The following is a 24,600-nucleotide window of genomic DNA, read 5'->3' as shown; positions in this document are numbered from 1 at the left end:
TTAGGCCTGCAGTGCCAGGATGGCGGTGGGAGCGTCGGCGGCGGATTCCGCCAGTTCCTCGAACTCGTTCACGGCGTTGATTTCCACGCCCATGGAGATGTTGGTGACCTTCTCCAGGATCACCTCCACCACCACGGGAACCCGGAACTCACCCATCAGGGCCTTGGCCTTGTCGAACGCGGCAGCGAGGTCGCTGGGGTCCTCCACGCGGACGGCCTTGCAGCCCAGGCCCTCGGCCACCTTCAGGTGGTCCACGCCGTAGCCGCGGGTGTCCTCGGACAGGTGGGAGCTGTTGATGTTTTCGAACGCCAGGGACACGTTCTGTTCCATGTTGAAGCCGCGCTGGGACTGGCGGATCAGGCCCAGGTAGGAATTGTTCACCACCACGTGGATGTACGGCAGGTTGAACTGCGCGCCCACGGCCAGTTCCTCGATCATGAACTGGAAGTCGTAGTCGCCGGAGAGGGCCACCACGGTCTGGTCCGGGTTGGAGCGGGCTACGCCGAGGGCAGCCGGGGCGGTCCAGCCCAGCGGGCCTGCCTGGCCGGCGTTGATCCACTTGCGCGGGCCGAAGACGTGCAGCATCTGCGCGCCGGCGATCTGGGACAGGCCGATGGTGGACACGTAGGTGGTGTCGCGGCCGAAGGACTTGTTCATCTCCTCGTACACGCGCTGCGGCTTGATGGGGATGTTCTCGAAGTGCGTCTTGCGGTGCAGGGAGGCCTTCCGGTCCTGGCACTCGGCAACCCAGGCGCTGTAGTCCGGCAGGGACCCGGCCGCAGCCCGCTCCTTGGCGAGCTCAACCAGCCCTGCCAGCGCCGCGCCGGCGTCGGACGCGATGCCCAGGTCCGGCGAGAACACGCGGCCGATCTGCGTGGGCTCGATGTCGATGTGCACGAACTTCCGGCCTGCCGTGTAGGTTTCCAGGCCGCCGGTGTGGCGGTTGGCCCAGCGGTTGCCGATGCCGATCACGAAGTCGCTCCGCAGGTAGTTCTCGTTGCCGTAGCGGTGGCTGGTCTGCAGGCCCACCATGCCGGCCATGAGCTGGTGGTCATCCGGGATGGTGCCCCAGCCCATCAGGGTGGGAATGACCGGAACATTCAGGGTTTCGGCCAGCTCAACCAGCTGCGCGGAGGCGCCGGCGTTGATGATGCCGCCGCCGGCCACGATCAGCGGGTGCTTGGCGGCGAGCAGCATGTCCAGGGCCTTTTCCAGCTGCTTGCGGGAGGCCTTGGGCTTCTCAACGGGGAGTGGCTCGTAGGTGTCGATGTCGAATTCGATTTCTGCCATCTGCACGTCGATGGGCAGGTCCAGCAGCACCGGGCCGGGGCGGCCGGAGCGCATCAGCTGGAAGGCCTTCTGGAAGGCGCCGGGAACCTGGCCCGGTTCCAGGATGGTCATGGCCATCTTGGTGACGGGCTTGGCGATGGACTCGATGTCCACAGCCTGGAAGTCCTCCTTGTGCAGCTTGGCCACGGGGGCCTGGCCGGTGATGCAGAGCATGGGGATGGAGTCTGCCCAGGCGGCGTACAGGCCGGTGATCATGTCGGTGCCGGCAGGGCCGGAGGTTCCGATGCAGATGCCGATGTTGCCGTCCTTGGCGCGGCTGAAGCCATCGGCCATGTGGCTGGCGCCTTCGACGTGGCGGGCCAGGGTGTGGCGGATGCCGCCGTGGGCGCGCATTGCGGAGTAGAAGGGGTTGATGGCGGCGCCTGGCAGGCCGAACGCCTCGATGGCGCCTTCCTTTTCCAGGATGGCCACCGCTGCATCAACGGTACGCATCTTGCTCATGGGGTGCTCCTTGAAAGCTTGAAAGTCTGTTTTTGGGTGTGCTGGAGGGACCGCCGTCGTTTCGTGTACGACGGCGGGTTCCCTGCTGAGGTGCTTGTTCCGCGCTTTTGTCCCGGCTGCGCCGGGAGTGGCTACTTCCTGCCGCTGAGCTGCAGGACCTGCTTGAAGAGTCCGGAGTGGTCCAGTGCGCCGTCGCCCTGGTTGACGGTGGCGGCGACGAGCTGGGCGACGACGGCGCCGAGCGGGATGGCCACGTTGGCCTCGCGGGCGGCGGCGGTGACGATGCCCAGGTCCTTGTGGTGCAGGGCGAGTCGGAAGCCGGGGTCGAAGTTGCGGTCCAGCATCTTCTGGCCCTTCTGGTCCAGGACCTTGGAGCCGGCCAGGCCGCCGCCGAGGACCTTGAGGGCGGCGTCGGTGTCCACGCCGTAGGCCTCGAGGAAGGCGATGGCCTCGCCGAGGACTTCAATGTTGACGGCCACGATCAGCTGGTTGGCCGCTTTGACGGTCTGGCCGGAGCCGGAGGGGCCGACGTGGACGATGGTTTTGCCGACGGCGTTCAGGACATCCTGGGCGTCGTCGAAGTCTGCCTTGTCGCCGCCCACCATGATGGAGAGGACGGCGTCGATGGCGCCCTGTTCGCCGCCGGAGACGGGGGCGTCGAGGGGGCGGATGCCTGCTTCGCGGGCTTCGTCGGACAGGCGCTTGGCCACGTCCGGGCGGATGCTGGAGGCGTCGATCCACAAGGTCCCCTGCTTGGCGTTGGCGAAGACGCCGTCCTTGCCGCTGACCACGCCCTCGACGTCGGGGGAGTCGGGCACCATGGTGATGACGACGTCGGCGTCCTTGACGGCGTCCGCGATGCTGGAGGCGCCCTTGCCGCCTTCGGAGACCAGCTTGTCGATCTTGTCCTGGCTGCGGTTGTATCCGGTGACGGTGTGGCCGGCCTTGACCAGGTTGATGGCCATGGGCAGGCCCATGATTCCGAGTCCGATGACTGCAACGTTGCTCATGATGGTTCTCTTTCCTGAAAGTCTTGTGTGGTCTTGCGGCAAGCCTGGCCCAAGTAGGTAGCGCTAAGTGTCGTTATGGGGGTTCAAAACGACACTTGGCGCTACCCAGTTGGGGACTACTGTGAGATGCGCTGGCGGATGGCCCAGCTGAAGGCCGTTTCCTGCGGTTCCTTGTACTCGAGGCCGATGTAGCCCTCGTAACCGAGTTCGCGGCTGCGGGCGATCCATTCGCCGAGCGGAAGGGTGCCGGTGCCGGGGGCGCCGCGGCCGGGGTTGTCGGCGATCTGGATGTGGCCGAAGTCCCTGGCATGGTTTTCGATGACTGCCTGGACGTCGTCGCCGTTGACTGCCAAGTGGTAGAAGTCGGCGAGGAGCTTGATGTTCCCGACGCCGGCTTCCTCCTTGACGCGGGCGATGACCTTGAGTGCGTCGTCGGCGGTGAGGAGCGGGTACTTGGGTGCACCGCTGACGGGTTCGAGGAGGACGGTGCCGCCGATGCGGGCGACGCCATCGGCTGCTGCCGCCAGGTTCTTGACGGCGAGTTCATCCTGCTCTTCGGGCGTGAAGTCGTCCTGCCGGTTGCCGTAGAGGGCGTTAAAGGCCTTGCAGCCCAGGCGCCCGCCGATACCTGCCACGACGTCGATGTTGTCCTTGAACTCGGAGCAGCGTCCCTTCCAGGACACCAGGCCGCGGTCACCACCGGGCATGTTGCCGGCGTTGAAGTTCAGCCCCGTGAGCTGCACCCCGGCGTCCGTGATGGCGTTCTCGAACCTGGTGATCTCGCTGTCCGCCGGGACCGAGGTTTCGAAGGGCCACCAGAACTCAACCGCGTCGAAGCCTGCGGCCTTGGCCGCGGCGGGGCGCTCGAGCAGGGGAAGCTCCGTGAGGAGGATGGAGCAGTTCACTGTGTACGTCATCGTAGGTCCTTCCGAGGAGGGGCTTTGATCTATCTTCCCTTGCTGCCGGCATCTTCACCGTTTCCGCTTTGTGGAATTTAGATTCTGCTTTATGAAAAGTGTAGGGAAGGTGGGGTGGGGTAGTCAAGGGGAGGCGCGGGCAGGAGACTGGTAGCAGGTACGCCCGCTCAACATGAATGGACTGGAGCGATCATGACCGCTGCCCGCCTCCGGCTTCTGGCCTGGCTGATTGCCGTGATGGCCTTTCTTGCCGGCTGCACGCCCGGGGTGGGGTCTGGGCAGGCCGTGTCTGGATCCGCGGCCCCTTCACCCGGGGCGACCGCGACGGTCCCCGCCACCGCGGCCGGTTCGGCAAGCTCTGCGCCGGATGCGGCCGACGTCGCCCTCGCTCCGCCGCAGGCGCCAATCCCGGCGGCCACTCCGGCTCCCGCCCCCGCCAGTGCTCCCGCTCCCGCCCCGGTGCCCCAGCCGTTTGCCCTCAACCTGTACCGGGAGGGGGACTTCGTTCCGCAGTACACCTTCGATTGGTGCGTGGCCGCGAGCATCCAGATGGCGCACAACCTGATTGACGACACCGGCGGCGGCACCTGGGCTGACCGCGCGCAGCAGAACGAACTGTGGGAGAGGGCCCGCGCCCACTCTTCGGACTCGTTCAACGGTGCCAATCCCTTTGGCTGGGCGCAGGTGCTGACGGAGGCGGGGATGGGGCCGTACGCCGTCGTGAGCGTTCCGGGCTATGAAGAAGCGGTGCGGACGGCGGCGCGTGCCATCACGGAGACGGGCAGGCCGGTGGGCCTGGTGATGTGGAGTGGCCGCCATGCCTGGGTGATGAGCGGATTCGAATCGGTGGGCGATCCGCGCCAGTTCCCCGATTTTTCAGTGACCGGCATCCGCGTCCTCGATCCGCTCTACCCCTACGGCAGTGGCCAGTGGGGCCCGTCGCCGGCGCCCAATGCCCTGCTGACGCCGGAGCAGTTGGCCACGCAGTTCGTAGTCCGCGAGCCGAGGCGCTGGAGCAGCGGCCTGGCCGCCGGCTACCTCCTGGTGCTTCCCACTGCCGCGTAGCCGGGCCGCATCCAACCTGCCATCCAGCCCGGCTGCCATCCACCCCGGCCGCCATCCAACCCGGCTGCCGCGAAACCCTGGAAACGCCAAAACATCCCCGGCACGGAAAACCGCGCCGGGGATGTTTGCAGTAAAGCCGGGGACTAGTGGGTCAGGTCCTTGCCCTTGGTTTCGGGAATCGTGAACACGAACGCTGCGCTGACCGCCAGGAGCAGCACTGCGTAGATGTTGAACACCTGTGGCGCCCCGAGCGAGGAGCCCAGCCACTGCTGCAGGTAGGGGGCGGTGCCGCCGAACACCGCCACGCAGATGGAGTAGGGCACGCCCACGCCCACCGTGCGGATGGAGGTGGGGAACAGCTCGGCGTACACGGCCGGAACAATGGCGGCGCTCGCAGCCACGAAGACCAGCATCACGGACATGCTCACGGCCAGCTGCCAGGCGGAGTCTTTCAGCAGCCAGGTCATGGGGAAGTGCAGCACCGCGGAGCCGATTGCGCCGGCCCACAGGACCTTCTTGCGGCCGATGCGGTCCGAGAGCTTTCCCCACACGGGCAGGGCGGCGATGAAGACGATGTTGGCGATCACGCCCGCCCACAGCGCCTCGCCGCGGTCGATCTTCAGTGCGGTGGTGGCGTAGCTGGGCGCCACCACGCCCCAGATGTAGTAGATCACCGTCAGGCCCACGGTCAGGCCGATGACCTGCATGGCCTGCTTGCGGTAGCGGACAATCTGCGGCCAGATGGGAGCGCGCTTGGCGGTGACGGCCTCGTCCTGGAATGCCTCGGTCTCGTGCAGGCGTGACCGCATGATCAACGCGTACAGGCCCATGGCGGCACCGATCAGGAAAGGGATCCGCCAGCCCCAGGCATTCATCGCCTCGGTGCTCAGCGCCATGTTCAGGACGGCGCCCAGCAGCGTTCCGAAGAGGATGCCCACAGTACCTGAGGTGTAGATGAGGGTGGCCCAGAAGCCGCGGTGTTCCTTGGGTGCCATCTCGGACAGGTACGTCTGCGAGGACGGCAGCTCGCCGCCGTGTGCCAGGCCCTGCACCAGGCGGGCCACCAGCAGCATGAGCGAAGCGAAAGCACCGACGCTGGCGAACGTGGGGGCGATGCCGATCAGCAGGCTGCCCAGCGAGGCGAGGCCGACGGCGAACGTCATCGAGGTCTTCCGGCCCACCCGGTCGCCGATCCAGCCGAAGAGGAAGCCGCCGAAGGGCCGGGCTACGAAGCCGACCGCAAAGATCGCCAGGGTGGACAGCACCGCCGACGCCGGGTCCTCCTTGCTGAACAGCTGGCTGGCGATGAAGGGAGTAAACGTGGCGTAGATGGCCCAGTCGTACCACTCAACGGCATTGCCGATGCCGGTGCCGACGATGGTCTTGGCGGTGGACATGCGTCCAGTCTGGGGCTTGGTTACTGCAACGGACATGGTCTTCTTCCTGGTCGGTTGGTCTGCGGGAAAGGGCAGCGGCGCTGCTGCCGGGTACGGGAGGGGAAACTTAGGCGGTCCGCGAGAGCGTGGCCAGCCGCGAAATGGCGAGTTCCGCGTAGAGTGCGGCCCCGTCCGCCAGCACGGCATCATCGAACGTGGCATACGGGGAGTGGTTGAACGGCGACGCGTCGGGGTCGCCCCCCGGGGACACGGCGCTGAGGCCCACAAACGTGCCGGGTACCTCGGCCAGTACGCGGGAGAAGTCCTCCGAGCCGCTGAGCGGGGTGGCCCAGCGCGAGAGGCGGCGCTCGCCGAAAAGCTCGGTGATCACTTTTTCGGCGGTGTGTGTTTCGTCTTCGTTGGTGATGGTGAGCGGGTATTCCTGCAGGTAGTCGACAGCGACCGCCACCCCGTGTGCGGCGGCGATCCCCTTGAGCAGGCGTGGCACGGCGTCCATCATCTTCAGGCGGGATGCTTCCGAGAAGGTCCGGATGGTTGCTTCGATGCGCGCAGATTCCGGGATGATGTTCCGCTTGGTCCCCGCGTGCAGCACGCCCACGGACAGGACTACGGGATCGAACATGTTGAACTGGCGGGTGACCATGACCTGCAGGGCTGTCACCATTTCTGCTGCCACGGTGACCGGATCCTTCGCGGAATGCGGTGCCGAACCATGGCCGCCGGCGCCGAGCACCGTGACTTCCAGGCCGTCCGACGCGCTGAGCATGACGCCGGGCTTGGTGCAAAAGGTGCCGTGCGGCTCCAGCGAGGAAAACACGTGCATGCCGTACGCTGCCTGGACGCGTGGACCAGCGGCGTCCAGGACGCCCTCCCGGATCATGTAGCTGGCCCCGTCGCAGCCTTCCTCGCCAGGCTGGAACATGAGGACGACGTCGCCCTGGAGTTGGTGCCTCTTCTCGGCCAGGAGGGTGGCGGCTCCGGCGAGCATGGAGGTGTGCAGGTCGTGGCCGCAGGCGTGCATGGCGCCGTCAGCCTGGGATGTGAAGTGGACCCCGGTCTTCTCCTGGACGGGCAGCCCGTCCATGTCTGCACGGAGGAGGACCGCGGGACGCTGCCCGGCGGGATCAGAGTTGCCGCCACGCAGGACTGCGGTGACCGACGTCGTCTCCTTGCCCAGGGTGATCTCGAAGGGGAGGCCGTCCAGCGCCTCCAAAACCTTCTCCTGGGTGCGCGGAAGGTGGAGCCCGATTTCCGGCTGCCGGTGCAGGTCGTGGCGCAGGCGGACCAGGTCATCCTGCAGGTCCTTGGCGTCGGCGGTTATGGTCACGTGTTACTCCTTGGCATGGGCATCAGGGCTTGGGGACTATTCTGAAGTGGCGTGGTTCACAATCAAGGAAAGCGCTGGAATTATTCTGCAAGTGCCTGATGGCGTCAGGATTCATGCAAGGTGAAGGAGGCGTGGGTGGAGCTCAGCGAGGATGACCTTGCCCTGATCCAAGTGCTGCAGGCTGCGCCGAGGCTTGGCTGGGCTGACGCCGCCAAGGTGCTGGACGTCCATGCGACTACCCTCGCGGCCCGCTGGGACAGGCTGGCTTCGCAGGGCGCTGCGTGGACGACGGCGCACCTGGCGGGTGACCCCAAGCAGATGCTCCTGGCGTATGTGGCCGTTGACTGCGAAATGAACCGGCGGGACAGCGTCACGGCGCAGCTGGCCGCTGTGCCGGAGATCGTGACGGTGGAGGAAGCGGCCAGCAACCGGGACCTGATGCTGACTGTCATTACCCGCTCGCTGGAGGAATTCAGCGACCGGGTGGTCTCGCACCTGAAAACCATCGACGGGCTGACCAAGTACCAGGTGGCCCTGTGCACACGGCTGCACAGCAGCGGCGACGACTGGCGGTTGAATGTCCTGAGCCGTTCCCAGCTGGCCACCCTGCGGACCCTCGCACCGCAGGCAAGCCCGGAGCCGGCGCAGGTGGCCGGGCAGCTTCCGCAAAGCCACCTTGACCTGCTGCCGTTCCTGGCCCGGGATGGCCGTGCCACAGCTGCCCAGATTGCCCGCGCCCTTGGCCGCCATCCCGCCACCGTGCAGCGCCAGCTGAACCGTGTGCTGGCCAGCGGCATCCTGTCGTTCCGCTGCGAAATCGCGCAGCGCTACTCATCGTTCCCGGTGACCTGCCAATGGTTCGTGAACGTACCGGCCGGCCAGCACGAGGCAGCCGCAGCAGAGATCCGCACCATCAGCAACGTGCGGCTGAGCGCCTCCACCACCGGACCCACCAACTTCGTGATCATCATGTGGCTGCACACGCTGGCAGACGTCATGTCCGCTGAACTGGCGCTGCAGCAGAAGGTGCCCGGCATCGACATTGTGGAGAGCGCGGTGATGCTGCGGACGGTCAAGCGGGTGGGCTGGATGCTGAAGGAAGATACGACGGCGAGTGGCGCCGTCGTCCATGCCGGAAACCTGGGCGCCGCAGACTGAAACGGACAGATCGTAACGGGGAGGAGCCAGGGACGCTGCCCCTGGCTCCCCGCTAAGGGGAAGAAGAGTTCTACTTCCCGTCGCGGTGGACTTCCACTACGGCGCTCTTCTCCCATGGGGTCCAGTCGGACCAGTGTCCGCCGTGGTTCTGCACGCGGAACGAGACCAGCTGGTAGACCTCTTCTGCGCCCCTGCGGTCGAGGTTAGGCACACGGTCAATGCTGGAAAGGGTCCTCGCGCCGTCGTGGCGATCAAACTGCTCGGTGAAGACTGTGCGGCCGAGGAAGTCGTCACTGCTGCGCGGACCGGGGTCGTCTTCGTAGCGCAACTGGCGGATCTCGACGGTCTTTTCGCCGTTGCAGTCCACTTTGATCCTGAAATCGACCTTGTTGCCCCGGAGATCCTTGGGATCCTTTGGGTCGACGGTACAGCCGTTGCGGCTTGTTTCCGCGTTGGCGGGTGCGGCCAACGCGAGGAAACCTCCGAACAGGCCCAGTGAGAGGACCGGAACCATGGCCAGCCTTGCCCGGGTTGGCCTCTTAATTCGAGTGTTGGACATATCTTGTTGCTCCTCAAAGGATGCGATTCACCTTTGCGGGCAGCCTTAAGCCGCCGGAATTGAGCACATTTTCAATAAACCGTTGTGGTGGCAGGAGCCTGCCCGTCCCGTTTCAAACAGCGCGCCCCGCAGTGCGGGTGGCTTCGACTCCGGATCCTTCTGTTCGCTGATCCGGTGTTTAAAAATATCCTCCCCTCTGCGCAGCTGCGCTAGGGGCAACCGCACCCTGCTTGGAGCTGGGCGCCGCTTGTGCCGGGGCTGGCCTTTGTGCTCCTTCCCGGCGTTCGCCGCAGGCGGCAGACTGTCCCTATGACTTTTGCGAATGTGGGAATGCTGGGAACCAAGCCCGGCCAGCGCGATGCCCTGGTGGCCATCCTGCTCCGGCCGAAACCCGGGATGAAGGAAGCCGGGTGCCTGCTGTATGAGGTGGGAATTAATGCCGATATGCCGGACACCGTGTTCGTCTCGGAACTGTGGGAGTCTGCCGAAGCGCACCAGGCATCGCTGCAGTTGGACAGCACGCAGGCCGCGATCGCCGAGGCGAAGCCGCTGCTGTCCGGTGAAATGGGAGGCCACCGGTTCACGGTGCTGGGGTCCCCGCTTCGGTAGCTGCCGCCAAAAGCGAAATACCTCCTTCCCAGGACGGGTATTCAGCGGCGAGTGGATTGCGGTAATCGGGGTAAGGGAGGACACATGAAACCGTTGCCCGCACTTGAGCTTGTCACCCGTTTCGAGGATGCCGAGTGGCTTGACCCACTGGCCAAGAGCGTCCGGAAAATCGTCCTGAAGGTCATCAAACCGCGCTGGGCCCGTGATGTCCTCCACGGCGTTCCCATCGGCCACCCGGTGCATCCCCTTGCTGTCCAGGTGCCCATCGGTGCCTGGCTCTCCGCAGGAGTACTCGACGCGGTCCCGGGCGGAGAAAAAGCTGCCCGGCTGCTTATAGGGGTGGGCACTGCCAGCGTGATTCCGTCTGCGCTGGCCGGATTCACCGATTGGTCCCAGCTTCATCCGCAGCAGCAGAGGGTGGGCCTGGTGCACGCCGCGGCCAACGTCACCGCCACAGGCCTCTACATCGCGTCGCTGGTGCAGCGGTCAACTGGCAGCCAGGGAAGCGGCAAGGTGCTTGCATATCTTGGACTGGCCACCGTCAGCGCCGGCGGCTTCCTGGGCGGCCACCTTTCGTACCGCCAGGCTGCGGGCGTGAACCACAGCGAGGAAATCCCGCACCGCTTCCCGTCCGGCTGGCAGCCGTTGGCGCCGTTGGCGGAGCTGCCCGAGGGCGGCCTGCACAAGCGCGAAGTGGCCGGCATCCCGTTGCTGGTACACCGTGAGGGCGGAACGGTCAACGTACTCTCCGACGTCTGCAGCCACCTCTCCGGTCCGCTTCACGAGGGCAAGATCAAAGACCACGACGGCGACCCGTGCGTCGTCTGCCCCTGGCACCGGAGCACATTCTCATTGCGCACCGGTGAAGTGAAAGCCGGCCCGGCAACTTCGCGGCAGCCACTTTTCGAAACGCGGGTGACCGGGGAACTCGTGGAGGTGCGCCTGCCCGGGGCTGACGGCTAGAAAGGCCGTTAGGCCCTGTTGGGTTGGCAAGGGCGGCGAAAAACTGGGTGCATGGCGACGTCAAGGAGAATCCAGGCGAGGTGAGTCCAGGGGCGGTGAGCGATCTTCGCGAGGACATCGCAGTCCTCTACAAGGGGCGGAAGGGATCCGTCGATTTCGTTGACGTTCCTCCGCTGCTCTTCGCCATGGTCCGGGGCCAGGGGGACCCCGACGGACCTGCATTCGCGGAAGCAGTCCAGGCGCTCTTTACCATCAGCTACGCCGCGCACTTCGGGCTCAAGAAGCGGGCTGGTTTGATCACGAAAGTAATGCCGCTGGAAGCACTGTGGTGGTTCGACGAGCCTGGGCACGCTGACCCCGACGAGCCCGTAACAGCAGGCTTCGGCGGCCTTTCAGGAGTCGACCGGGAATCATGGCGATGGCAGGCCATGATGGTTCAGCCCGAACCAATCGACGAAGCCCTGCTGGAGCGGGCCAGGGAGGAGTCCCGGGCCAAGGAACTTCCGGCACTGGACCTGCTCCAGTTCGAGCGTTGGGAAGAGGGCCGCTGCGCCCAGACCCTCCATGTCGGTCCTTACGCCGACGAAGGCGCCACAATCGCCCGCCTCGACGCAGCGGTGGTGGAGGCCGGGCTGAAGGTCCGCGGCAGGCACCACGAAATCTACCTCGGCGATCCCCGCCGCAGCGCACCTGACAAGCTGCGAACGCTGATTCGCCACCCGGTGGTGTAAAAGACTGATGACGCGTGTAACCGAACCGCGGGAGATTGCTTCCGGCGTGCTGTTGATGACCTCCGGTGCAGGTCCAATGGCCGCAAACCTCTACCTTGTGCGCTCGGGTACCACCTGGGCGATGGTGGACTGTGGCTGGGCCGGCAGCGCGGAGCCGGTCCGGCGCGCTGTGGAGCAAGAGTTGGGGAATAGCATCACGCCCGATGCCATCCTGCTGACCCACATCCATCCGGACCACTCCGGCGCTGCCGGTGCCCTGGCCCGGACGTGGGAGGTGCCGGTGTACGTTCACCAAGCAGAGCTGCCCATGGCCGCCGGGAAATACATCCCCGAGTTTTCAATGCCGCTGGACCGCTGGATCATCGCCCCGCTCCTGTGGTCGTTGCCCGCCCGCACCCGCCGCAGGATCGAAGCGTCCGGTGACATCACTGACGTCGCCCGCAGCCTGCCCCGCGATGGAGGAATACCAGGGCTGCCAGGGTGGGCGGCCATCCCCACGCCCGGCCATACCCCGGGACATGTTGCCTATTGGCGCGCCGGCGACGGCGTCCTGCTCACCGGGGATGCGGTGGTGACGGTGGGTTTGAATTCCATCCGCGGCATCCTCTCAGGCGTACCGGACCTGTCCGGGCCACCCAGGTACACCACCTGGAACTGGGAGCAATCCATGGACTCCATCACACGCCTCGCAGGTCTGGGTCCCCGGTTGCTGGCGCCGGGCCATGGGCAGCCGCTTGCTCTTGGGGCCGTTCCGCGGCTGCGGGCCCTCACTATGAAGGAGCGCACGCAACGGATGAGGCTCCGTGGCCGCGCTGCGGGATCCCCCGAGGCTGCCTAGCCGGTTCGCTGGCTGTCCGGGATGTGCCAAGGGAGGCATCAGGCGCGCCCTGCGGTTCCTCACCCGGTTCCTACACGGCAAGGCGCTCCAACAGGGCTTCCTCCAAGAGGCTTCGCTCCGTTGGCATGAGCCTTTGCCGCCCTTGCGGCCAGTTTCCTGGTGGCCAGTGGGTTGGTTCGGGGTCGGGGTGTTCTGGGTTGTAGTGCCTGCCTGTGGGTGAGGTCCAGCCGGGTGGTTCCTTGCTCGTGGCCGGGTCTGGTGTCCATCTGGTGTGGTGTTTGAGCCGGTGGTGTTTGGGGCAGAGTTGGGCCAGGTTGCTGACGTTGGTGGTGCCGCCGTGTTGCCACGCTTGTAGGTGGTCGGTTTCGTTGTCGGGGGTGCGGTTGGTGCAGCCGGGGAAGGTGCATTTGGCATCGCGCAGCCTTATCCAGCGTTTGATGGTTTCGGTGAGCCGGTAGTTTTTCCGGCCGATCTCCAGTGGTGCCCCGTCGCGGGGGTCGATCAGGACCCGGTAGAACGAGTCCGCCCCGTCGGCGACGAGTTTGCGGGCCATGGACGCCGGGATCGGGCCGAAACCATCCAGTACGGCGGGTTCGTCGGTCGCTCCGAGGAGGGCGAACACGGGCACGGTGACCAGGACGTCGGCCCGCGGGGTGGGGACCTTCCCGACCTTCGTGGATTTCCCGGTCTGTGTGGTGTTCCCAGCCCCCAGCAGCAGCGATGCGGCGATGTCGGGGCGGAGTTGGGTGAGGGTGCGGGGTTCGTCTGGTCCCTGGAGTCCGCGCGCGGTGGCCGTGGTGCGGTTCCAGATGGCGCAGGCGGTGTCCCCGGGGAGGTAGAGGGAGACCCAGGCCATGCCGTCCTTGTCGGGGGTGTATTCCATCCGCCGGTCGGCTACCCCTTTTACATGGCGTTTCTCGATCGATTCCGGATGGTGGCGTTCCCGCCAGCCACGGACCTTGGCCCGGAACCGTGACGGTACGAGGTCTCCGGGGGTGGCGCCGCGGGCGGGGCGGGGTGCGTCAGGGTCGAAGAAATGCGCCACCAGCGACGCCGCGCCGTCAGTGGTGAGGCCCTCGGTTTCGTCGGCGACAATCCGGGCGTGCTGCCAGGACATCGCGCCCGCGGCCAGGGCGTTCATGGCGTGCGGCAGGGAGCAGATCCGGCGTGACTGCTCCACCAAAGCGCCCGCGGCTGTGGAGCTGATGGTCAGGACTCCGGCGATCTCCTCCACCACCGACATGTCAGCGTAAGTGCGGTCCTGGATCGAGGCGTCCGGCGGGGTCATCGCCTGCTGGAACTCCGCTGCCTCAGCGGCGTCGCGTGCTTTCGTCGCAGCGAGCTGCGCCTCCAGCCGAGCCATCAGCTCCAGCCGTTCCAGCCGGATCCCATACCGCCGCTGCAAAACATCCGTACCGGCGCTAATATCCACACCGGCACCAGCATGAGCCCCGGAAGCCAGGAAATCGTCCTCTTTCTCCAGCGCATCAAGGGCAGCAACGGAGGCATGGACACCTTCCAAAGCCACCCCAACACCACCGGCGATTCCCATAAGGACATCATCCAACGGGGGTCCGACATTCGAAGCGGCGCCCGAAACCGGTGCGCCTCAGCAGGCGGTAGCGGTCAGCCCGAGGAGGTTACCCACGCGCCTTTCCGCAGCACGCGGGCCAGCTTCAAATCCTGGTCAAGCACCAACACGTCCGCAGGCATCGCGGGACGCAGATCCCCGGCCTGCGCCGAGAGCCCCAGCACGGACGCCGGAACAGCCGACGCCGAGGTTACGGCGTCGCGCAGGGAAACACCCGCGGCCACAGTAGTCCGGAGGACCTCCAGCAGCGTGCTGGTGCCACCCGCAATGGCACCAGTGGCATCCACCCGTGCCACGCCTTGGTCCACCGTGACGGAAAGGGACCCCAGCCGGTACTGGCCGTCGTCCAAGCCGGTTGCAGCCATCGAGTCGGTAACGAGGGCGATATTGTCCGCACCAACAAGAGCAAAGACCAACTGCACCGTTTCGGGCGCCACATGTACACCGTCGGCTATCAGTTCCACCACCGCTTCTCCTGCCCGTGCCGCGCTGAGGCATGCCGCGACGGGTCCGGGGGAGCGATGGTGCAGTGGAGGCATGGCGTTGAACAGGTGGGTAACCGTCGGCCGCCGCCGCCCCGTGGAATGCCCGCCAGCGGCCAAACCGCCCGCTGCGCGCTTAAGGAAAGCCGCCGCCGTCGGATGATCCGCAGCCGTGTGTCCCAAGGATGGGATGATGCCGCGCGCCGCGAGGAGATCCACAAGTTCGAACGCTCCGGAAAGCTCGGCCGCCAGGGTCATGGAAACCATTGATTCCCCGGCAGCACCAAGGAATCCGGACACCAGGCCCGGATCGGGATCCAACAGCAGCGCAGTGTCATGGGCGCCGCACTGCTCCGTTGAAAGGAATGGACCCTCGAGATGCGAACCGGCAATGAGGCCCTCACCAGCCAGCCCCCGAAGAGCGGAAAGGTTGCGGACAAGCTGTCCGGGCTGCCCCGTGACGATGCTGGCCAGAAGCGTAGTTGTGCCGCGGCTGTGAAGGTAGCGGGCGGCGTGGCGGGCACCGTCAGGGTTGCCCTCCGAGAAGTCAGAGCCATGTGCCCCGTGACAGTGCAGGTCGACCAGGCCCGGCAGGAGAAACCCCGGTGCCGCGGCCTGATCCGGAAGAACCCCGGGAAATTCCGACGCCGGCCCAGCAAAGGTGACCACGCCGCCGTCGACCGCTACAACGCCGTCCGGCACATCCAGGGACGCCGAAACAATGTGCCCGCGGAGGATGAGCTCACTGTTCACGGTCCACTCGCCTCCCGCCACGGATTATTCCACAACGGCCCCGCGGGCATCCGGCACAAATCCTGCACGCGGCACTATCCGGCAAACTTCCCCCGTGCCGTTATTTCACCGTGCCAATGGGAACGTCTACAGTGAAAGTGATAAGCATGCTGTCTATTTTGGAGGGTGAACCTGATGCGAAAAGTTTCTGCGCTTGGAGTAATGGCTGCGGCGATGCTGGCATTGGCCGGCTGCTCGGGCGGGGGCGGCGGTACGGCCACCCCGTCCAGTTCGGCGACCGCGTCGCCGTCCGCCAGCCCGACCGCGGACGCCAAGGTGTACTCGGAGGATCAGCTCCGTGACCTGATCTCGGGCACGAAGGACGCCGACGGCAATGAGCTCAAGCTGTACTCCAAGGAGCAGGTTGACCAGGGCGGAAATATCGCCAACCTGCTCATGAGCACGGCAACCATCGACCCCAAGGACTGCAAGGACATTGCCACGGCCGGCCTGCTGGACAAGGTGGAAAACGGTGACGTTGCCGTCGCACTTTCGGACGGTAACCAGCCGCGCAGCCTGTCGGCCCAGTCCGGCAGCGACGGCCCCGACGCCGTAAAGACCCTGAACGACATCAGCGGCAAGATGGACCAGTGCGCCAAGTTCTCGGTCTCCGCACTGGGGCAGAAATACGACGTGTCCAGCAAGGAACTGAAGGCGGACACCGACGCGGACAAGACCTTCGCCACCGTCAGCACCCGCAGCGGTGACAACCAGCAGAAGCTGATGCAGGTTTCCGCCGCGCAGGGGCGCCTGCTGGTGGTAGCCACGAAGAGCGGCACCGACCTGGGCGACAAGGACCAGAAGGAACTTGAAGGCCTCATCAATGACGTGTTGAAGAAGGCCGACGGCGCGGGCGCCACTTCCAGCCCGTCCTCCACCAGTTCGTCGGGTTCCATGGGCACGTCCTCGCCGAGTGGCTCGGCTTCGTCGACCGCCTCGTCCACCTCTTCGGCGACGATGTCATCGGGCAGTGGCGCCTCGTCGTCGGCCTCCCCGACTGCGTCGCGGTAGCCGCAACCCTACAGCGCGGAGGCGGGCCAGGATTGCAAAGTCCTGGCCCGTCCTGCGCGCCCCGCAGGCCTGCGCGAACTCCAGCCGGGAATTGAGCTCTGCCGCGACCTCGCCCGCCGGTGCGGACGCGTCTATCCGCAAAAAGCCCGCGTACTCCGGTAGCTCCCGGTACCCGTGGTGGAACGCGGCGAGGTCAGCGAGGCTCTCCGAATCCGTCCCACGGGCAATGATGCGGCGGTGGGCTTCGGTGTGGTCGATGTCCAGGTGGAAGATGGCGTCCGGTTGCGGCAGCCGGGCCAGCAGCCAGGGGAGGAAGCGTCCGCGGGGCAGCCCTTTTGCGTGCCGCAGTGCCAGTTGGCAGTGAAGGTGGCGGTCCATCACCACCAGGCCGTCGAACCGGCTGGCGCGCAGGTGCGATACCAGCACGTTGCCCACCCGCAGAAGGGTTTCGACGCCGTCTGCCACCCTGTCCGGCAGCCGCACTCCCAGCCTGGCCGCGGCCAGGGACATGACCCGCCGGCCCGCATGGTTGCTCACCAGCAAGGCCCGTCCGCCGCGGGCCCGCACCATCGACACCAAGGCGCGGGCCGCCGTCGACTTTCCCGATCCGTCGATGCCCGTCAGCACAATGATCATCCGGCCTCCTCCCGCCGCTCCGTTTAACGCCGGGGACGGGCGCAATGTCCCGAATGAGCTGGAATTCACAGGCGCCAGCGGCGGGGTGAAGTGCAGTGCTACATGATGTTGGTGGGTACCAGCAGCGCCCAGGCCAGGGCCGGAGCCACCATCACCACGCCGCCGGCATAGAACGTCAGCTGCTTGTAGACCCGTTGCCGGTCGTGATCCCGGGCATTGGCCACCACCAGTGCGCCATCAGTTGAGAAGGGGGAGACGTCGACGACGGTGGCCGCGATGGCCAGCGCGGCAACAGTTCCGGAGGCGCTGAGGGAGCTCGTGGCCAGGAGGGGTCCGGCCAGGGGTATGAACGCGGTGAGGAGAGCGGTGGAGGAAGCGAAGGCCGAGCCGACACCGATCACGTAGCACAGGACCAGTGCGATGAGCAGTGGCGTACCCAGGGCCAGGGCCTGCCCGGCCAGGGTATCGATGACGCCCACGTGCTCCAGTAGGGAGACATACGTGATCATCCCGGCAACCAGCAGGACCGTGGACCAGGAAATGCCGCCGATGAAGGTCCTGTGCTCCTTAATGTTGATGAATGCCAGGAGCAGGCCTGCGGAGAGGGCCACAAAGCCGATGGGCAGGTGGAAACCGAGCGTGGCTGCCAGCATCACGGCGATCAGGACGAGGGTCAGGACCTGCTGGCCGTGCGGGCGTCCGGTGGCAGAGGTGTCGATGTCCGCGTGCTGGCCCGCGGTGCCGTCACGCAGCCTGCCGATCAGGGCGAACAGGACGATGGTGAGCACGGAGAGGATCAAGTTCAGGGCGAAACTGGCAGTGAACAGGCCGCCCTGGGAGATGGGGAAGTTGTTCTTCAGGGCGATGTCATGCACCAGCACACCAGCAACGGACAGCGGGGAGAAGCCGCCGGCGTGGGCGCCGTTGATGATGAACGCGCCCATGAGGACGGGGTGGATCCTCGATTCGTAGGCGAATCCGATGGCCGCGGGAGCGAGCAGCGCGACGGCGGCGGGCGAGAACGTGCCGAGCGAGGTCAGCGCGGCGGCGATCAGGAAGAACACCCACGGCAGCAGCAGGGTCTTTCCGCGGACCATCCGCACGCAGCCCTTGACGATGATGTCGATGGTGCCGTTCCGCTGGGCCATGCTGAAGAAGTAAGTGACGCCAATGATGGTCAAGACGATGCTGGCGGGGAACTCCGCCAGGATCTCCCGGTCGGACATTCCCAGCATGAAATAGCCGACGCCGAAGGAGGCTACCAGCCCCATCACCCCGATGTTCAGCGGCCATTTGGTGGCGATGACGAACATCGCCACGAGGATCACCAGCGGGATGATCTGGACAGCGGTCATGGCAGGCTCCGGTCTCGTGGCGGCTGCCTGGTTGAACATGCCACCGGTCACGGGGGCAAGCACTCGGGGTGCGGCTTGCCCATGGAAAGCATCATGACATTCCATTCGCCGCCGCCGGGAGTCGCGCGCCGGGCTGGAGTGAATTGTGCGCCGGGCTGCCGGGAATTGCGCGCCGGAAGGGGCCGCCGGCTGCCTCGAGACCGTAGGCTGGAGGCCCGGAAGGGGTCTCCCCGGCCGGCAGGCAGTTCCACAACAGGCAACTGCAGAACAGGCAGTTCCCAGGTGAAAGGCAGGACCATGACCGTTTCCAGCGACGATCCCCAGAACACCGCAGACCTTCGGGGCCCGGGCGATCCGGACGAAGCCAGGGAGGCCGCCAAAAAGGCACCCCAGTCCGGGCAGCAGCCCGAACAGCCGGGCGCGGCGAACATCCGTGAGGAACAGCAGGTCCACGCCGCCGGAACCGTTCCTGCGTCCTATGTTGGGGGCGGGGACGCGGCCGGCGGCGACAAGCCGGAGGAAAGCAAGCCGGAAGAGGCGCTGGGGGAGCCGGGTACCTGGGACGACGAAGTCTAGGCATGATCTCCCGCACCGACATTGACCAGGCCGCGCGCCGGACCGCCGGCCTTATCCGCAGAACACCCGTGATGGAGGCGGACCGGGGCCTGTCCGACGGCCAGGTCTGGCTCAAATGCGAGTTCATGCAGCACACGGGCACATTCAAGGCGCGTGGCGCGCTCAACCGCATCCTGGCAGCCAAGGAGCGCGGGGAACTCAGGGGCGGTGTCGGCGTCGTGGTGGCGTCCGGCGGAAACGCGGGGCTGGCCAATGCCTATGCCGCCAAGCAGCTGGGGGTTCCGGCCACCGTCTTTGTCCCGGAAGCCGCGCCCGCCGTCAAGGTCGCCAAGCTGCGGGCCATCGGTGCCGCCGTGGTGCAGGGTGGTGCGGAGTACGCGGCCGCCTACCAGGCCGCCGTGGCCCACGCCGAGGAAACCGGCGCGGTTTACTGCCACGCCTATGACCAGCCCGAAATCGCTGCCGGTGCCGGAACAGTGGGCTCCGAGCTGCTGGAGCAGGTACCGGACGTGGACACCGTCCTGGTGGCAGTGGGCGGAGGCGGGCTGATGGCGGGGGTAGCCGCCGCCGTCGAGGGCTCAGCCAAAGTGGTGGCCGTCGAACCGGAAACAGCGCCGACCCTGCACGCCGCCCTGGCAGCCGGTGAGCCGGTGGACGTCGCCGTATCGGGTATCGCGGCCGACTCCCTGGGTGCCCGCCGCGCAGGCGACATCGGCTTCTCAGTGGCGGTCCGCTGCGGCGTCGAAAGCGTCCTTGTCAGCGACGCTGACATCATTGCCGCACGCTCGGCACTCTGGAACGACTACCGGATCGTGGTGGAACACGGCGCTGCAGCAGCCTACGCTGCGTTGACCTCCGGCGCGTATGTACCGGGGACGAACGAGCGCGTTGCCGTCATCCTCTGCGGTGCCAACACGGATCCGGCCACGCTGTGACGCAGCCCGGGCGAATTGGACGCCCGGGCTGGATCAGCTGACTACTGGGCGCCCTGGCCGCAGAACTTGCTGTAGGTGCTGCCGGCCTCCTGGTAGCCGGACTGCAAATCGGCAAGCTTGTCCTTGTCCGGGTTCTCCTTGGCCTGTTCGTCCGTGTACGCCAGGATCTGTGCCAGGGCAGGCTTGAGGTCGTCCGAGGCCACGGCGTGGATGGGACGGATCTGGTTGGCGAGGTTGTTCATGCCCGTCTTGCCGGCGTTGTTGGCGGGGTTCGACACAACGGCCTGGATCCGCTCGCAGGTCTCAGCGGTGGTCAGTTGATGTGTGGCGGTGCAGGCCGTAGCAGAAGCAACGAGGCCGGCGGCAAACAGGGCTGTGGCGAATTTCTTCATGGGTCCCTCGGTAGTGGTCAGAGGTTTCGATTGTAAGCAGATTGGGTACCCCCATGCCTTCGCAAGCCCAATACCGGCGCTTAAACTGGCAGTACCAATCGTGCGGAGCTTCCGCAGATGGGCCCCGCGCGCATCAGACCAGACTAAGGAACCAGCATGCGCCGAACAGTACGCCGCCGTGCCGCCGCGGGACTTGCCGCCCTGCTTTCACTGCTCCTCCCCACAGCCGTTCCGGCGTCGGCCGCGCCCCGATCAGGGGAGATAGTGCTCGACGGCGCCACCTCCGCGGAGGGCATCGCGGCGGGGGAGGGGAGGACTTTTTACGCAGGGGAACTCACCACGGGTGATATTTTCCGCGGTAACCTCCGCCAAAGCACCGCCACCCGCTTCATCCACGCCCCCGAGGGGCGCGCAGCCGCCGGAATGAAGGCCGATCCCTGCCACAACCTGTTGTTCGTGGCGGGCGCCACCACCGGCAAGGCTTTCGTCTACGACACCGTCACCGGCAAACCTGTGGCCGATTTTGACCTGGCCAAGGGATTCATCAACGACGTCACCCTGACCAGCGAGGGCGCCTGGTTCACCAATTCGGCCGCGGCGGAACTCTACTTCCTGCCGGTGGGAGAAGACGGTGAACTGGGAACGGTGAAGACCCTTAAGCTGAGCGGGCCGGCCGCGGACCTCACGCCGGACTTCAACCTCAACGGCATCGCCTCGGCTGACGACGGCAGGGTCCTGCTGGTGGCGCATACAGCCGACAGTGCGGTGTACACGGTCAACCCTGAAACGGGGGAGAGTGCAGCCATTGAGGGCGTCAGCGTCCCCTTCGTGGACGGCATCCTGGTGCGCGGCGGCACCCTGTGGGCGGTCCAGAATCAGCTGAACCAGATAGCCCGCATTGATCTGTCCGGGGACCTGTCCTCCGGCGTCGTGGAAGGCACCATCAAGAGCGGCTCGTTCAATGTCCCCACCACCGTGGCCCTGTTCGGAAATACGCTGGCCGCCGTGAACGCGCAGTTCAACCAGCCGCCCAGCCCGTTCGAAGTGGTGTTGGTTCCGGCCCGGAAGTAGTGCCGTGACAAGAAACTGGCCGGCAGCAGGGGCTGCCGGCCAGTTTGGCCTGCGGGATCCGGAAGGACGATCAGATGGTGCGCGGAGCCTTGGCCAGGTTGTCCTTCAGCTGGGTGGCGGTCTGCCGCTTCACGTAGGCCGGACGGTCCCGCTCCACACGCCAGCTCTCTGAGAGCGGGCCGACATTGACGGTGTCGAAACCGAACTCGTCGTAGAGGCGGGTCACCAGTTCGGCTGCTTCCGGATAGTCGCTGGCGGTGGCCAGGGCCCGCCGGTCGGCGGTGCCGGCGGGTGATCCGTCGGTGGTGATGTCCTTGGCCATGATGTGGTTGAAGCCCTTGGCCACCTTCGACTGTGGGAGGTGCTCCTGCAGCAGCCCGGAGGTGGTGGCCTCGCCGTTGTCCAGGGCGGGGATCCTGCCGTCCCGCTCCCAGTAGTAGTTGTTCGTGTCGATCACAACCTTGGCGGTCAGCGGCTCCGCCGGGACGTCCTTGTAGTTCTTCAGGGGCACTGTTACCACTGCGAAGTCGCCCGCGGCTGCGGCTTCGGCTGCGGTGGCCGCCCGGGCCTTCGGGCCAAGCTCAGCCACCAGGTCCTGGAGCGTTTCCGGCCCGCGGGAGTTGCTGATGACCACGTCGTAGCCCAGTTCCACGGCCTTCCGTGCGACCTGGCTGCCAATATGTCCTGCACCGATGATTCCGATAGTTGTCATAGTGGCGGCAACAGCGGTCCCCCTGCAGATATTTCAGCCGGTTCCCGGGAATAAAAGGGCTGGGCTCTGGCTACTTTCCTGCCACCTATTTACCCAGGTAGCGGCCCGGGCGGTGGTTCAGCGCAAGGATGAGGTTCAGCAGCGTGGCACCGGCAGCGGACAGCAGCACCAGCATCGGCGGCACCAAAACCAGCGAGGCCAGCACGATGGCAACGTCCAGCACCATCTGCACATACCCGGCGCGCCAGTTCAGCTTCTCCTGCAACAGCAGGGCAAGGATGTTGAAGCCGCCCAGGCTGGACTGGTGCCGGAACAGGATCAGGAGGCCGACGCCGGCGAGCAGGTTTCCGCCCACCACGCCGTACACCGGGTCGAGGTGCAGTGACCCCATCGCGGCAGGGTGCAGGCTTGCCATCACTGACACGAGGGCGATGGCCGCCCCGGTGCGGAGGGCGAAATTCCAGCCCTTCTTCCAGACCGCCAGCGCGAAGAACGGCAGGTTTACGGCGAAGAAGATGACACCAAACGGCAGTGCAACGGAGTAGCTGAGCAGCAGCGCCAGGCCCGCGGTGCCGCCGGTGACCGCGCCGCTGGACTTGAGGAGGAACAGGCCCAGTGACGCCGCAAAGGTGCCAGTGAGGATGCCCAGGACGTCCTCTACCACCGAATGGCGGACGGCCGACGGCGGCACGGGACGTCCCGCCGTCGGCTCTTCAGGGTGCGTGGCCGGGGCAGCAGTGGTTGCGTCAGTGCGTGTTTCCGTGGAGGTGCTCACTGGGCGGCGCCCGCCCCAGGCAGGAACCGCCCGCGGTCTGCCAGGACTGCCAACACGCGGTCATTAGTGGCGGCATCGGCCAGGGTGATGCGCACGCCGTCCACCGCGTAGCCGCGTGCCAGGATGTCGGCCTGGGCCAGCGCGTCAAGGAGTTGCACGCGCAGCTCGTCCGAAGCCCGCAGCCAGTAGAAGTTCGCCTGGCTGTCCGGGACGTCCCAGCCCAGGCCCCGAAGTGCCCCGATCACGCGGGTCCGTTCCTGCGCCACCGCCTCGGTGCGCTCAAGGATCTCGTCCTCCGCAGCAAGCGAAGCGACCGCGGCAGCCTGCGCCATCCTGTTGACGCCAAACGGAACGGCCGTGCGCCGAAGGCCTTCGGCGATCTCCGGCCGGGCAATGGCGTAACCGATCCTCAGCCCAGCCAGTCCGTACGCCTTGGAGAAGGTCCGCAGGATGCAGAGGTTGGGGTAGCGGCGGTAGAAGTCCAGGGAGTCGACGCCCGGGCCGCGCTGGAACTCGACATACGCCTCGTCCAAGACCACCAGCACCCGCGGGGGAACGGACCGGAGAAACTCCTCCAGCGCCTCCGCGCTGATGGACACCCCGGTGGGGTTGTTCGGCGAGCACAGGATCACCAGCCGGGTGCGCTCCGTAATGGCCGCAGCCATGGCCGTGAGATCGTGGTGCTCATCCGCCAGCAGCGGCACGGGGACCGAAACCGCGCCCGCCACCGCCACAAGGATGGGATATGCCTCAAAGGACCGCCAGGCGTACACCACCTCGTCCCCGTGCGAGCAGACGGCGGAGATGATCTGCTGCAGCACTCCGGAGCTTCCCGGTCCGGCGGCAACCTCATCGGCGCTGACACCGAAGTGCCCGGCAATAGCCTCCCGTGCTTCCACCGCGCCCATGCTCGGGTACCGGTGGATCCTGCCGCCCTCTGCGGCAATCGCGTCGACGACGGACGGCAGGGGAGTGAAGTGGCTTTCGTTCGAGGCAAGGGCCGCGGTCAGGGCTGACTGGGCGCTCTTGCCGGCCACGTAGGCGGGAAGCTGGGCGACGGCGGCGCGGACCTCTGGTGCCGCGGCTTCTGGAAGGGTGCTGGTCATGGAAGGCATGATGGGTGAAATCAGGACGTCTGCGCAACAGAGGAGGATCGAGCAGGACAGATCCAGCAGATGTTATCTCCAGAAGTGGCAAAATGCTCACTATGCACCTCATTGATGCCCTTGACGCAGAGATCCTCCTCACACTCGACCGGGACCCGCAGGCTACTGTCCTGTCCCTCTCCCGCACGCTGGGCGTGGCCCGCAATACGGTGCATGCCCGGCTCCGCCGCCTCGCAAATGACGGCAGCCTGGCACCCTTCAGCCAGCGGGTGCGGACCGAGGCTCTTGGCCTGCCGCTCATCGCCTTCATCTCGATTTCCATCAGCCAGTCCTCCAGCGACATTGCCGTGGCAGCGCTGCAGACCATCCCGGAGATCATCGAAATGCATGCCACCACCGGCGATGCCGACCTACTGGCCAAGGTGGCCGCGAGGGACCCGGCCGACCTGCACCGGATCACCAACGCGATGCTGGCGATTGACGGCGTCGTCCGGACCAGCACCGCCATGTCCCTGGTGGAAGTGATGCCCACCCGCACGGTGCCCCTGCTGCAGGCGGCCGCAAAGAAGCAACAGGCGTTAGAGGCACAGAAGCAATCGACCTAGAACAAATTCTCCCATTTCCTCACGGTCAAACTCTTGACCATTCTTGTAAGGCACTGATAAACCTAAAAGGCAGAAAGCGCTTTCCTCGGTGCTTGCACCTCCTCAAAATCACTCGTGAGAAGGATGCGCCGCATCGAATGAAACGTTCCAAACTGTTGTGCGGCAGACTCAGCTGCCGCCGCATCAAAGGAGATGT

The 24,600-nt window shown here is 66.0% G+C and carries 24 protein-coding genes and 1 pseudogene; 11 read left to right on the top strand and 14 right to left on the bottom strand.

Annotated elements, in window-relative coordinates:
* The 3 genes from gcl to MRBLMD1_RS17225 form a co-directional block, all read right to left on the bottom strand.
* Positions 1-1,791, bottom strand: a complete 1,791-nt coding sequence (gene gcl / locus MRBLMD1_RS17235) for a glyoxylate carboligase (protein ID WP_364401821.1) — start codon at positions 1,789-1,791, stop codon at positions 1-3.
* A 131-nt stretch (positions 1,792-1,922) separates the two neighbouring features.
* On the bottom strand, positions 1,923-2,843 hold the full coding sequence (locus MRBLMD1_RS17230; RefSeq protein ID WP_364401818.1) for a 2-hydroxy-3-oxopropionate reductase: 921 nt from the start codon (positions 2,841-2,843) through the stop codon (positions 1,923-1,925).
* Positions 2,844-2,917: 74 nt separating this feature from the next.
* Complete coding sequence (locus MRBLMD1_RS17225) at positions 2,918-3,718, bottom strand: hydroxypyruvate isomerase family protein (protein ID WP_364401815.1); 801 nt, start codon at positions 3,716-3,718, stop codon at positions 2,918-2,920.
* Positions 3,719-3,910: 192 nt separating this feature from the next.
* On the opposite strand from MRBLMD1_RS17225, the gene MRBLMD1_RS17220 reads away from it, so the two are divergent.
* Positions 3,911-4,783, top strand: coding sequence for a hypothetical protein (locus MRBLMD1_RS17220; RefSeq protein ID WP_364401813.1), 873 nt, complete (start codon positions 3,911-3,913; stop codon positions 4,781-4,783).
* Positions 4,784-4,926: 143 nt separating this feature from the next.
* Here MRBLMD1_RS17220 and MRBLMD1_RS17215 read toward each other — a convergent pair whose 3' ends face one another.
* Both MRBLMD1_RS17215 and MRBLMD1_RS17210 read right to left on the bottom strand, forming a co-directional pair.
* Positions 4,927-6,216: an MFS transporter gene (locus tag MRBLMD1_RS17215; protein ID WP_159630358.1), complete on the bottom strand. Its 1,290-nt coding sequence runs from the start codon at positions 6,214-6,216 to the stop codon at positions 4,927-4,929.
* Between the two features lie 70 nt (positions 6,217-6,286).
* Positions 6,287-7,507, bottom strand: coding sequence for a M20 metallopeptidase family protein (locus tag MRBLMD1_RS17210; RefSeq protein ID WP_159630360.1), 1,221 nt, complete (start codon positions 7,505-7,507; stop codon positions 6,287-6,289).
* Positions 7,508-7,642: 135 nt separating this feature from the next.
* Here MRBLMD1_RS17210 and MRBLMD1_RS17205 point away from each other — a divergent pair, with 135 nt between their 5' ends.
* Positions 7,643-8,665, top strand: a complete 1,023-nt coding sequence (locus tag MRBLMD1_RS17205; protein ID WP_159630362.1) for an Lrp/AsnC family transcriptional regulator — start codon at positions 7,643-7,645, stop codon at positions 8,663-8,665.
* A 70-nt stretch (positions 8,666-8,735) separates the two neighbouring features.
* Here the strand turns inward: MRBLMD1_RS17205 and MRBLMD1_RS17200 are convergent, their stop codons facing one another.
* Positions 8,736-9,224 (bottom strand): hypothetical protein, encoded by a 489-nt coding sequence (locus MRBLMD1_RS17200; RefSeq protein WP_224023212.1) that lies wholly within the window; start codon positions 9,222-9,224, stop codon positions 8,736-8,738.
* A 309-nt stretch (positions 9,225-9,533) separates the two neighbouring features.
* On the opposite strand from MRBLMD1_RS17200, the gene MRBLMD1_RS17195 reads away from it, so the two are divergent.
* From MRBLMD1_RS17195 to MRBLMD1_RS17180, 4 genes are all read left to right on the top strand, one after another.
* The gene (locus MRBLMD1_RS17195) at positions 9,534-9,833 is read left to right on the top strand and encodes a putative quinol monooxygenase (protein WP_159630366.1); all 300 of its coding nucleotides are present in this window, start codon (positions 9,534-9,536) and stop codon (positions 9,831-9,833) included.
* Positions 9,834-9,917: 84 nt separating this feature from the next.
* The gene (locus tag MRBLMD1_RS17190) at positions 9,918-10,796 is read left to right on the top strand and encodes a Rieske 2Fe-2S domain-containing protein (RefSeq protein WP_275180747.1); all 879 of its coding nucleotides are present in this window, start codon (positions 9,918-9,920) and stop codon (positions 10,794-10,796) included.
* Between the two features lie 95 nt (positions 10,797-10,891).
* Positions 10,892-11,527, top strand: a complete 636-nt coding sequence (locus MRBLMD1_RS17185) for a GyrI-like domain-containing protein (RefSeq protein ID WP_236560701.1) — start codon at positions 10,892-10,894, stop codon at positions 11,525-11,527.
* Between the two features lie 7 nt (positions 11,528-11,534).
* Positions 11,535-12,365, top strand: coding sequence for an MBL fold metallo-hydrolase (locus tag MRBLMD1_RS17180; protein WP_159630372.1), 831 nt, complete (start codon positions 11,535-11,537; stop codon positions 12,363-12,365).
* A gap of 70 nt (positions 12,366-12,435) precedes the next feature.
* Here the strand turns inward: MRBLMD1_RS17180 and MRBLMD1_RS17175 are convergent, their stop codons facing one another.
* Entirely contained in the window at positions 12,436-13,917 is a 1,482-nt protein-coding gene (locus MRBLMD1_RS17175; protein WP_364401804.1) for an HNH endonuclease signature motif containing protein, read from the bottom strand.
* 74 nt (positions 13,918-13,991) lie between these two features.
* Positions 13,992-15,191: an N-acetylglucosamine-6-phosphate deacetylase gene (locus MRBLMD1_RS17170; RefSeq protein ID WP_364401800.1), complete on the bottom strand. Its 1,200-nt coding sequence runs from the start codon at positions 15,189-15,191 to the stop codon at positions 13,992-13,994.
* 174 nt (positions 15,192-15,365) lie between these two features.
* On the opposite strand from MRBLMD1_RS17170, the gene MRBLMD1_RS17165 reads away from it, so the two are divergent.
* The gene (locus tag MRBLMD1_RS17165; protein ID WP_364401797.1) at positions 15,366-16,241 is read left to right on the top strand and encodes a hypothetical protein; all 876 of its coding nucleotides are present in this window, start codon (positions 15,366-15,368) and stop codon (positions 16,239-16,241) included.
* Between the two features lie 87 nt (positions 16,242-16,328).
* Here the strand turns inward: MRBLMD1_RS17165 and MRBLMD1_RS17160 are convergent.
* Positions 16,329-16,877: pseudogene (locus MRBLMD1_RS17160) on the bottom strand (AAA family ATPase); the annotation flags it as partial.
* Between the two features lie 98 nt (positions 16,878-16,975).
* Entirely contained in the window at positions 16,976-18,232 is a 1,257-nt protein-coding gene (locus MRBLMD1_RS17155; RefSeq protein WP_159630380.1) for an SLC13 family permease, read from the bottom strand.
* 297 nt (positions 18,233-18,529) lie between these two features.
* Between MRBLMD1_RS17155 and MRBLMD1_RS17150 the strand changes: the two genes are divergently transcribed.
* Together MRBLMD1_RS17150 and MRBLMD1_RS17145 are read left to right on the top strand one after the other, a co-directional pair.
* On the top strand, positions 18,530-18,808 hold the full coding sequence (locus MRBLMD1_RS17150; RefSeq protein WP_364401793.1) for a hypothetical protein: 279 nt from the start codon (positions 18,530-18,532) through the stop codon (positions 18,806-18,808).
* Positions 18,809-18,810: 2 nt separating this feature from the next.
* Positions 18,811-19,743, top strand: a complete 933-nt coding sequence (locus MRBLMD1_RS17145; protein ID WP_364401790.1) for a threonine/serine dehydratase — start codon at positions 18,811-18,813, stop codon at positions 19,741-19,743.
* Positions 19,744-19,784: 41 nt separating this feature from the next.
* On the opposite strand, the gene MRBLMD1_RS17140 is transcribed toward MRBLMD1_RS17145, so the two are convergent.
* Positions 19,785-20,135: a hypothetical protein gene (locus MRBLMD1_RS17140; RefSeq protein ID WP_159630386.1), complete on the bottom strand. Its 351-nt coding sequence runs from the start codon at positions 20,133-20,135 to the stop codon at positions 19,785-19,787.
* Between the two features lie 156 nt (positions 20,136-20,291).
* Between MRBLMD1_RS17140 and MRBLMD1_RS17135 the strand changes: the two genes are divergently transcribed.
* Positions 20,292-21,206 (top strand): SMP-30/gluconolactonase/LRE family protein, encoded by a 915-nt coding sequence (locus MRBLMD1_RS17135; RefSeq protein WP_224023193.1) that lies wholly within the window; start codon positions 20,292-20,294, stop codon positions 21,204-21,206.
* A gap of 70 nt (positions 21,207-21,276) precedes the next feature.
* On the opposite strand, the gene MRBLMD1_RS17130 is transcribed toward MRBLMD1_RS17135, so the two are convergent.
* From MRBLMD1_RS17130 to hisC, 3 genes are all read right to left on the bottom strand, one after another.
* Positions 21,277-21,918, bottom strand: coding sequence for an NADPH-dependent F420 reductase (locus tag MRBLMD1_RS17130; protein ID WP_364401786.1), 642 nt, complete (start codon positions 21,916-21,918; stop codon positions 21,277-21,279).
* 85 nt (positions 21,919-22,003) lie between these two features.
* Positions 22,004-22,693, bottom strand: a complete 690-nt coding sequence (locus MRBLMD1_RS17125; RefSeq protein WP_414703709.1) for a YitT family protein — start codon at positions 22,691-22,693, stop codon at positions 22,004-22,006.
* The gene (gene hisC / locus MRBLMD1_RS17120; RefSeq protein ID WP_159630392.1) at positions 22,690-23,808 is read right to left on the bottom strand and encodes a histidinol-phosphate transaminase; all 1,119 of its coding nucleotides are present in this window, start codon (positions 23,806-23,808) and stop codon (positions 22,690-22,692) included. The genes MRBLMD1_RS17125 and hisC overlap by 4 nt, the downstream gene beginning before the upstream one ends.
* An 83-nt stretch (positions 23,809-23,891) precedes the next feature.
* Here hisC and MRBLMD1_RS17115 point away from each other — a divergent pair, with 83 nt between their 5' ends.
* The gene (locus MRBLMD1_RS17115; RefSeq protein ID WP_201302383.1) at positions 23,892-24,404 is read left to right on the top strand and encodes an Lrp/AsnC family transcriptional regulator; all 513 of its coding nucleotides are present in this window, start codon (positions 23,892-23,894) and stop codon (positions 24,402-24,404) included.
* Positions 24,405-24,600 lie beyond the last annotated feature (196 nt).

It is taken from the genome of Pseudarthrobacter sp. LMD1-1-1.1 (assembly GCF_040676255.1).
In the GTDB taxonomy this organism is placed as follows: domain Bacteria; phylum Actinomycetota; class Actinomycetes; order Actinomycetales; family Micrococcaceae; genus Arthrobacter.
Note: the sequence above shows the minus strand (reverse complement) of the source record. Positions and strands in the feature narration are given on the sequence as shown.

What these genes read in the sequence shown, in the direction of transcription:
- MRBLMD1_RS17145 (WP_364401790.1), top strand. Translation starts at nt 18,811, where the DNA reads ATGATCTCCCGCACCGACATTGACCAGGCCGCGCGCCGGACCGCCGGC.
- MRBLMD1_RS17135 (WP_224023193.1), top strand. Translation starts at nt 20,292, where the DNA reads ATGCGCCGAACAGTACGCCGCCGTGCCGCCGCGGGACTTGCCGCCCTG.
- MRBLMD1_RS17190 (WP_275180747.1), top strand. Translation starts at nt 9,918, where the DNA reads ATGAAACCGTTGCCCGCACTTGAGCTTGTCACCCGTTTCGAGGATGCC.
- gcl (WP_364401821.1), bottom strand. Translation starts at nt 1,791, where the DNA reads ATGAGCAAGATGCGTACCGTTGATGCAGCGGTGGCCATCCTGGAAAAG.
- MRBLMD1_RS17150 (WP_364401793.1), top strand. Translation starts at nt 18,530, where the DNA reads ATGACCGTTTCCAGCGACGATCCCCAGAACACCGCAGACCTTCGGGGC.
- MRBLMD1_RS17130 (WP_364401786.1), bottom strand. Translation starts at nt 21,918, where the DNA reads ATGACAACTATCGGAATCATCGGTGCAGGACATATTGGCAGCCAGGTC.
- hisC (WP_159630392.1), bottom strand. Translation starts at nt 23,808, where the DNA reads ATGCCTTCCATGACCAGCACCCTTCCAGAAGCCGCGGCACCAGAGGTC.
- MRBLMD1_RS17115 (WP_201302383.1), top strand. Translation starts at nt 23,892, where the DNA reads ATGCTCACTATGCACCTCATTGATGCCCTTGACGCAGAGATCCTCCTC.
- MRBLMD1_RS17175 (WP_364401804.1), bottom strand. Translation starts at nt 13,917, where the DNA reads ATGGGAATCGCCGGTGGTGTTGGGGTGGCTTTGGAAGGTGTCCATGCC.
- MRBLMD1_RS17225 (WP_364401815.1), bottom strand. Translation starts at nt 3,718, where the DNA reads ATGACGTACACAGTGAACTGCTCCATCCTCCTCACGGAGCTTCCCCTG.
- MRBLMD1_RS17155 (WP_159630380.1), bottom strand. Translation starts at nt 18,232, where the DNA reads ATGACCGCTGTCCAGATCATCCCGCTGGTGATCCTCGTGGCGATGTTC.
- MRBLMD1_RS17215 (WP_159630358.1), bottom strand. Translation starts at nt 6,216, where the DNA reads ATGTCCGTTGCAGTAACCAAGCCCCAGACTGGACGCATGTCCACCGCC.
- MRBLMD1_RS17165 (WP_364401797.1), top strand. Translation starts at nt 15,366, where the DNA reads ATGCGAAAAGTTTCTGCGCTTGGAGTAATGGCTGCGGCGATGCTGGCA.
- MRBLMD1_RS17200 (WP_224023212.1), bottom strand. Translation starts at nt 9,224, where the DNA reads ATGTCCAACACTCGAATTAAGAGGCCAACCCGGGCAAGGCTGGCCATG.
- MRBLMD1_RS17140 (WP_159630386.1), bottom strand. Translation starts at nt 20,135, where the DNA reads ATGAAGAAATTCGCCACAGCCCTGTTTGCCGCCGGCCTCGTTGCTTCT.
- MRBLMD1_RS17220 (WP_364401813.1), top strand. Translation starts at nt 3,911, where the DNA reads ATGACCGCTGCCCGCCTCCGGCTTCTGGCCTGGCTGATTGCCGTGATG.
- MRBLMD1_RS17195 (WP_159630366.1), top strand. Translation starts at nt 9,534, where the DNA reads ATGACTTTTGCGAATGTGGGAATGCTGGGAACCAAGCCCGGCCAGCGC.
- MRBLMD1_RS17180 (WP_159630372.1), top strand. Translation starts at nt 11,535, where the DNA reads ATGACGCGTGTAACCGAACCGCGGGAGATTGCTTCCGGCGTGCTGTTG.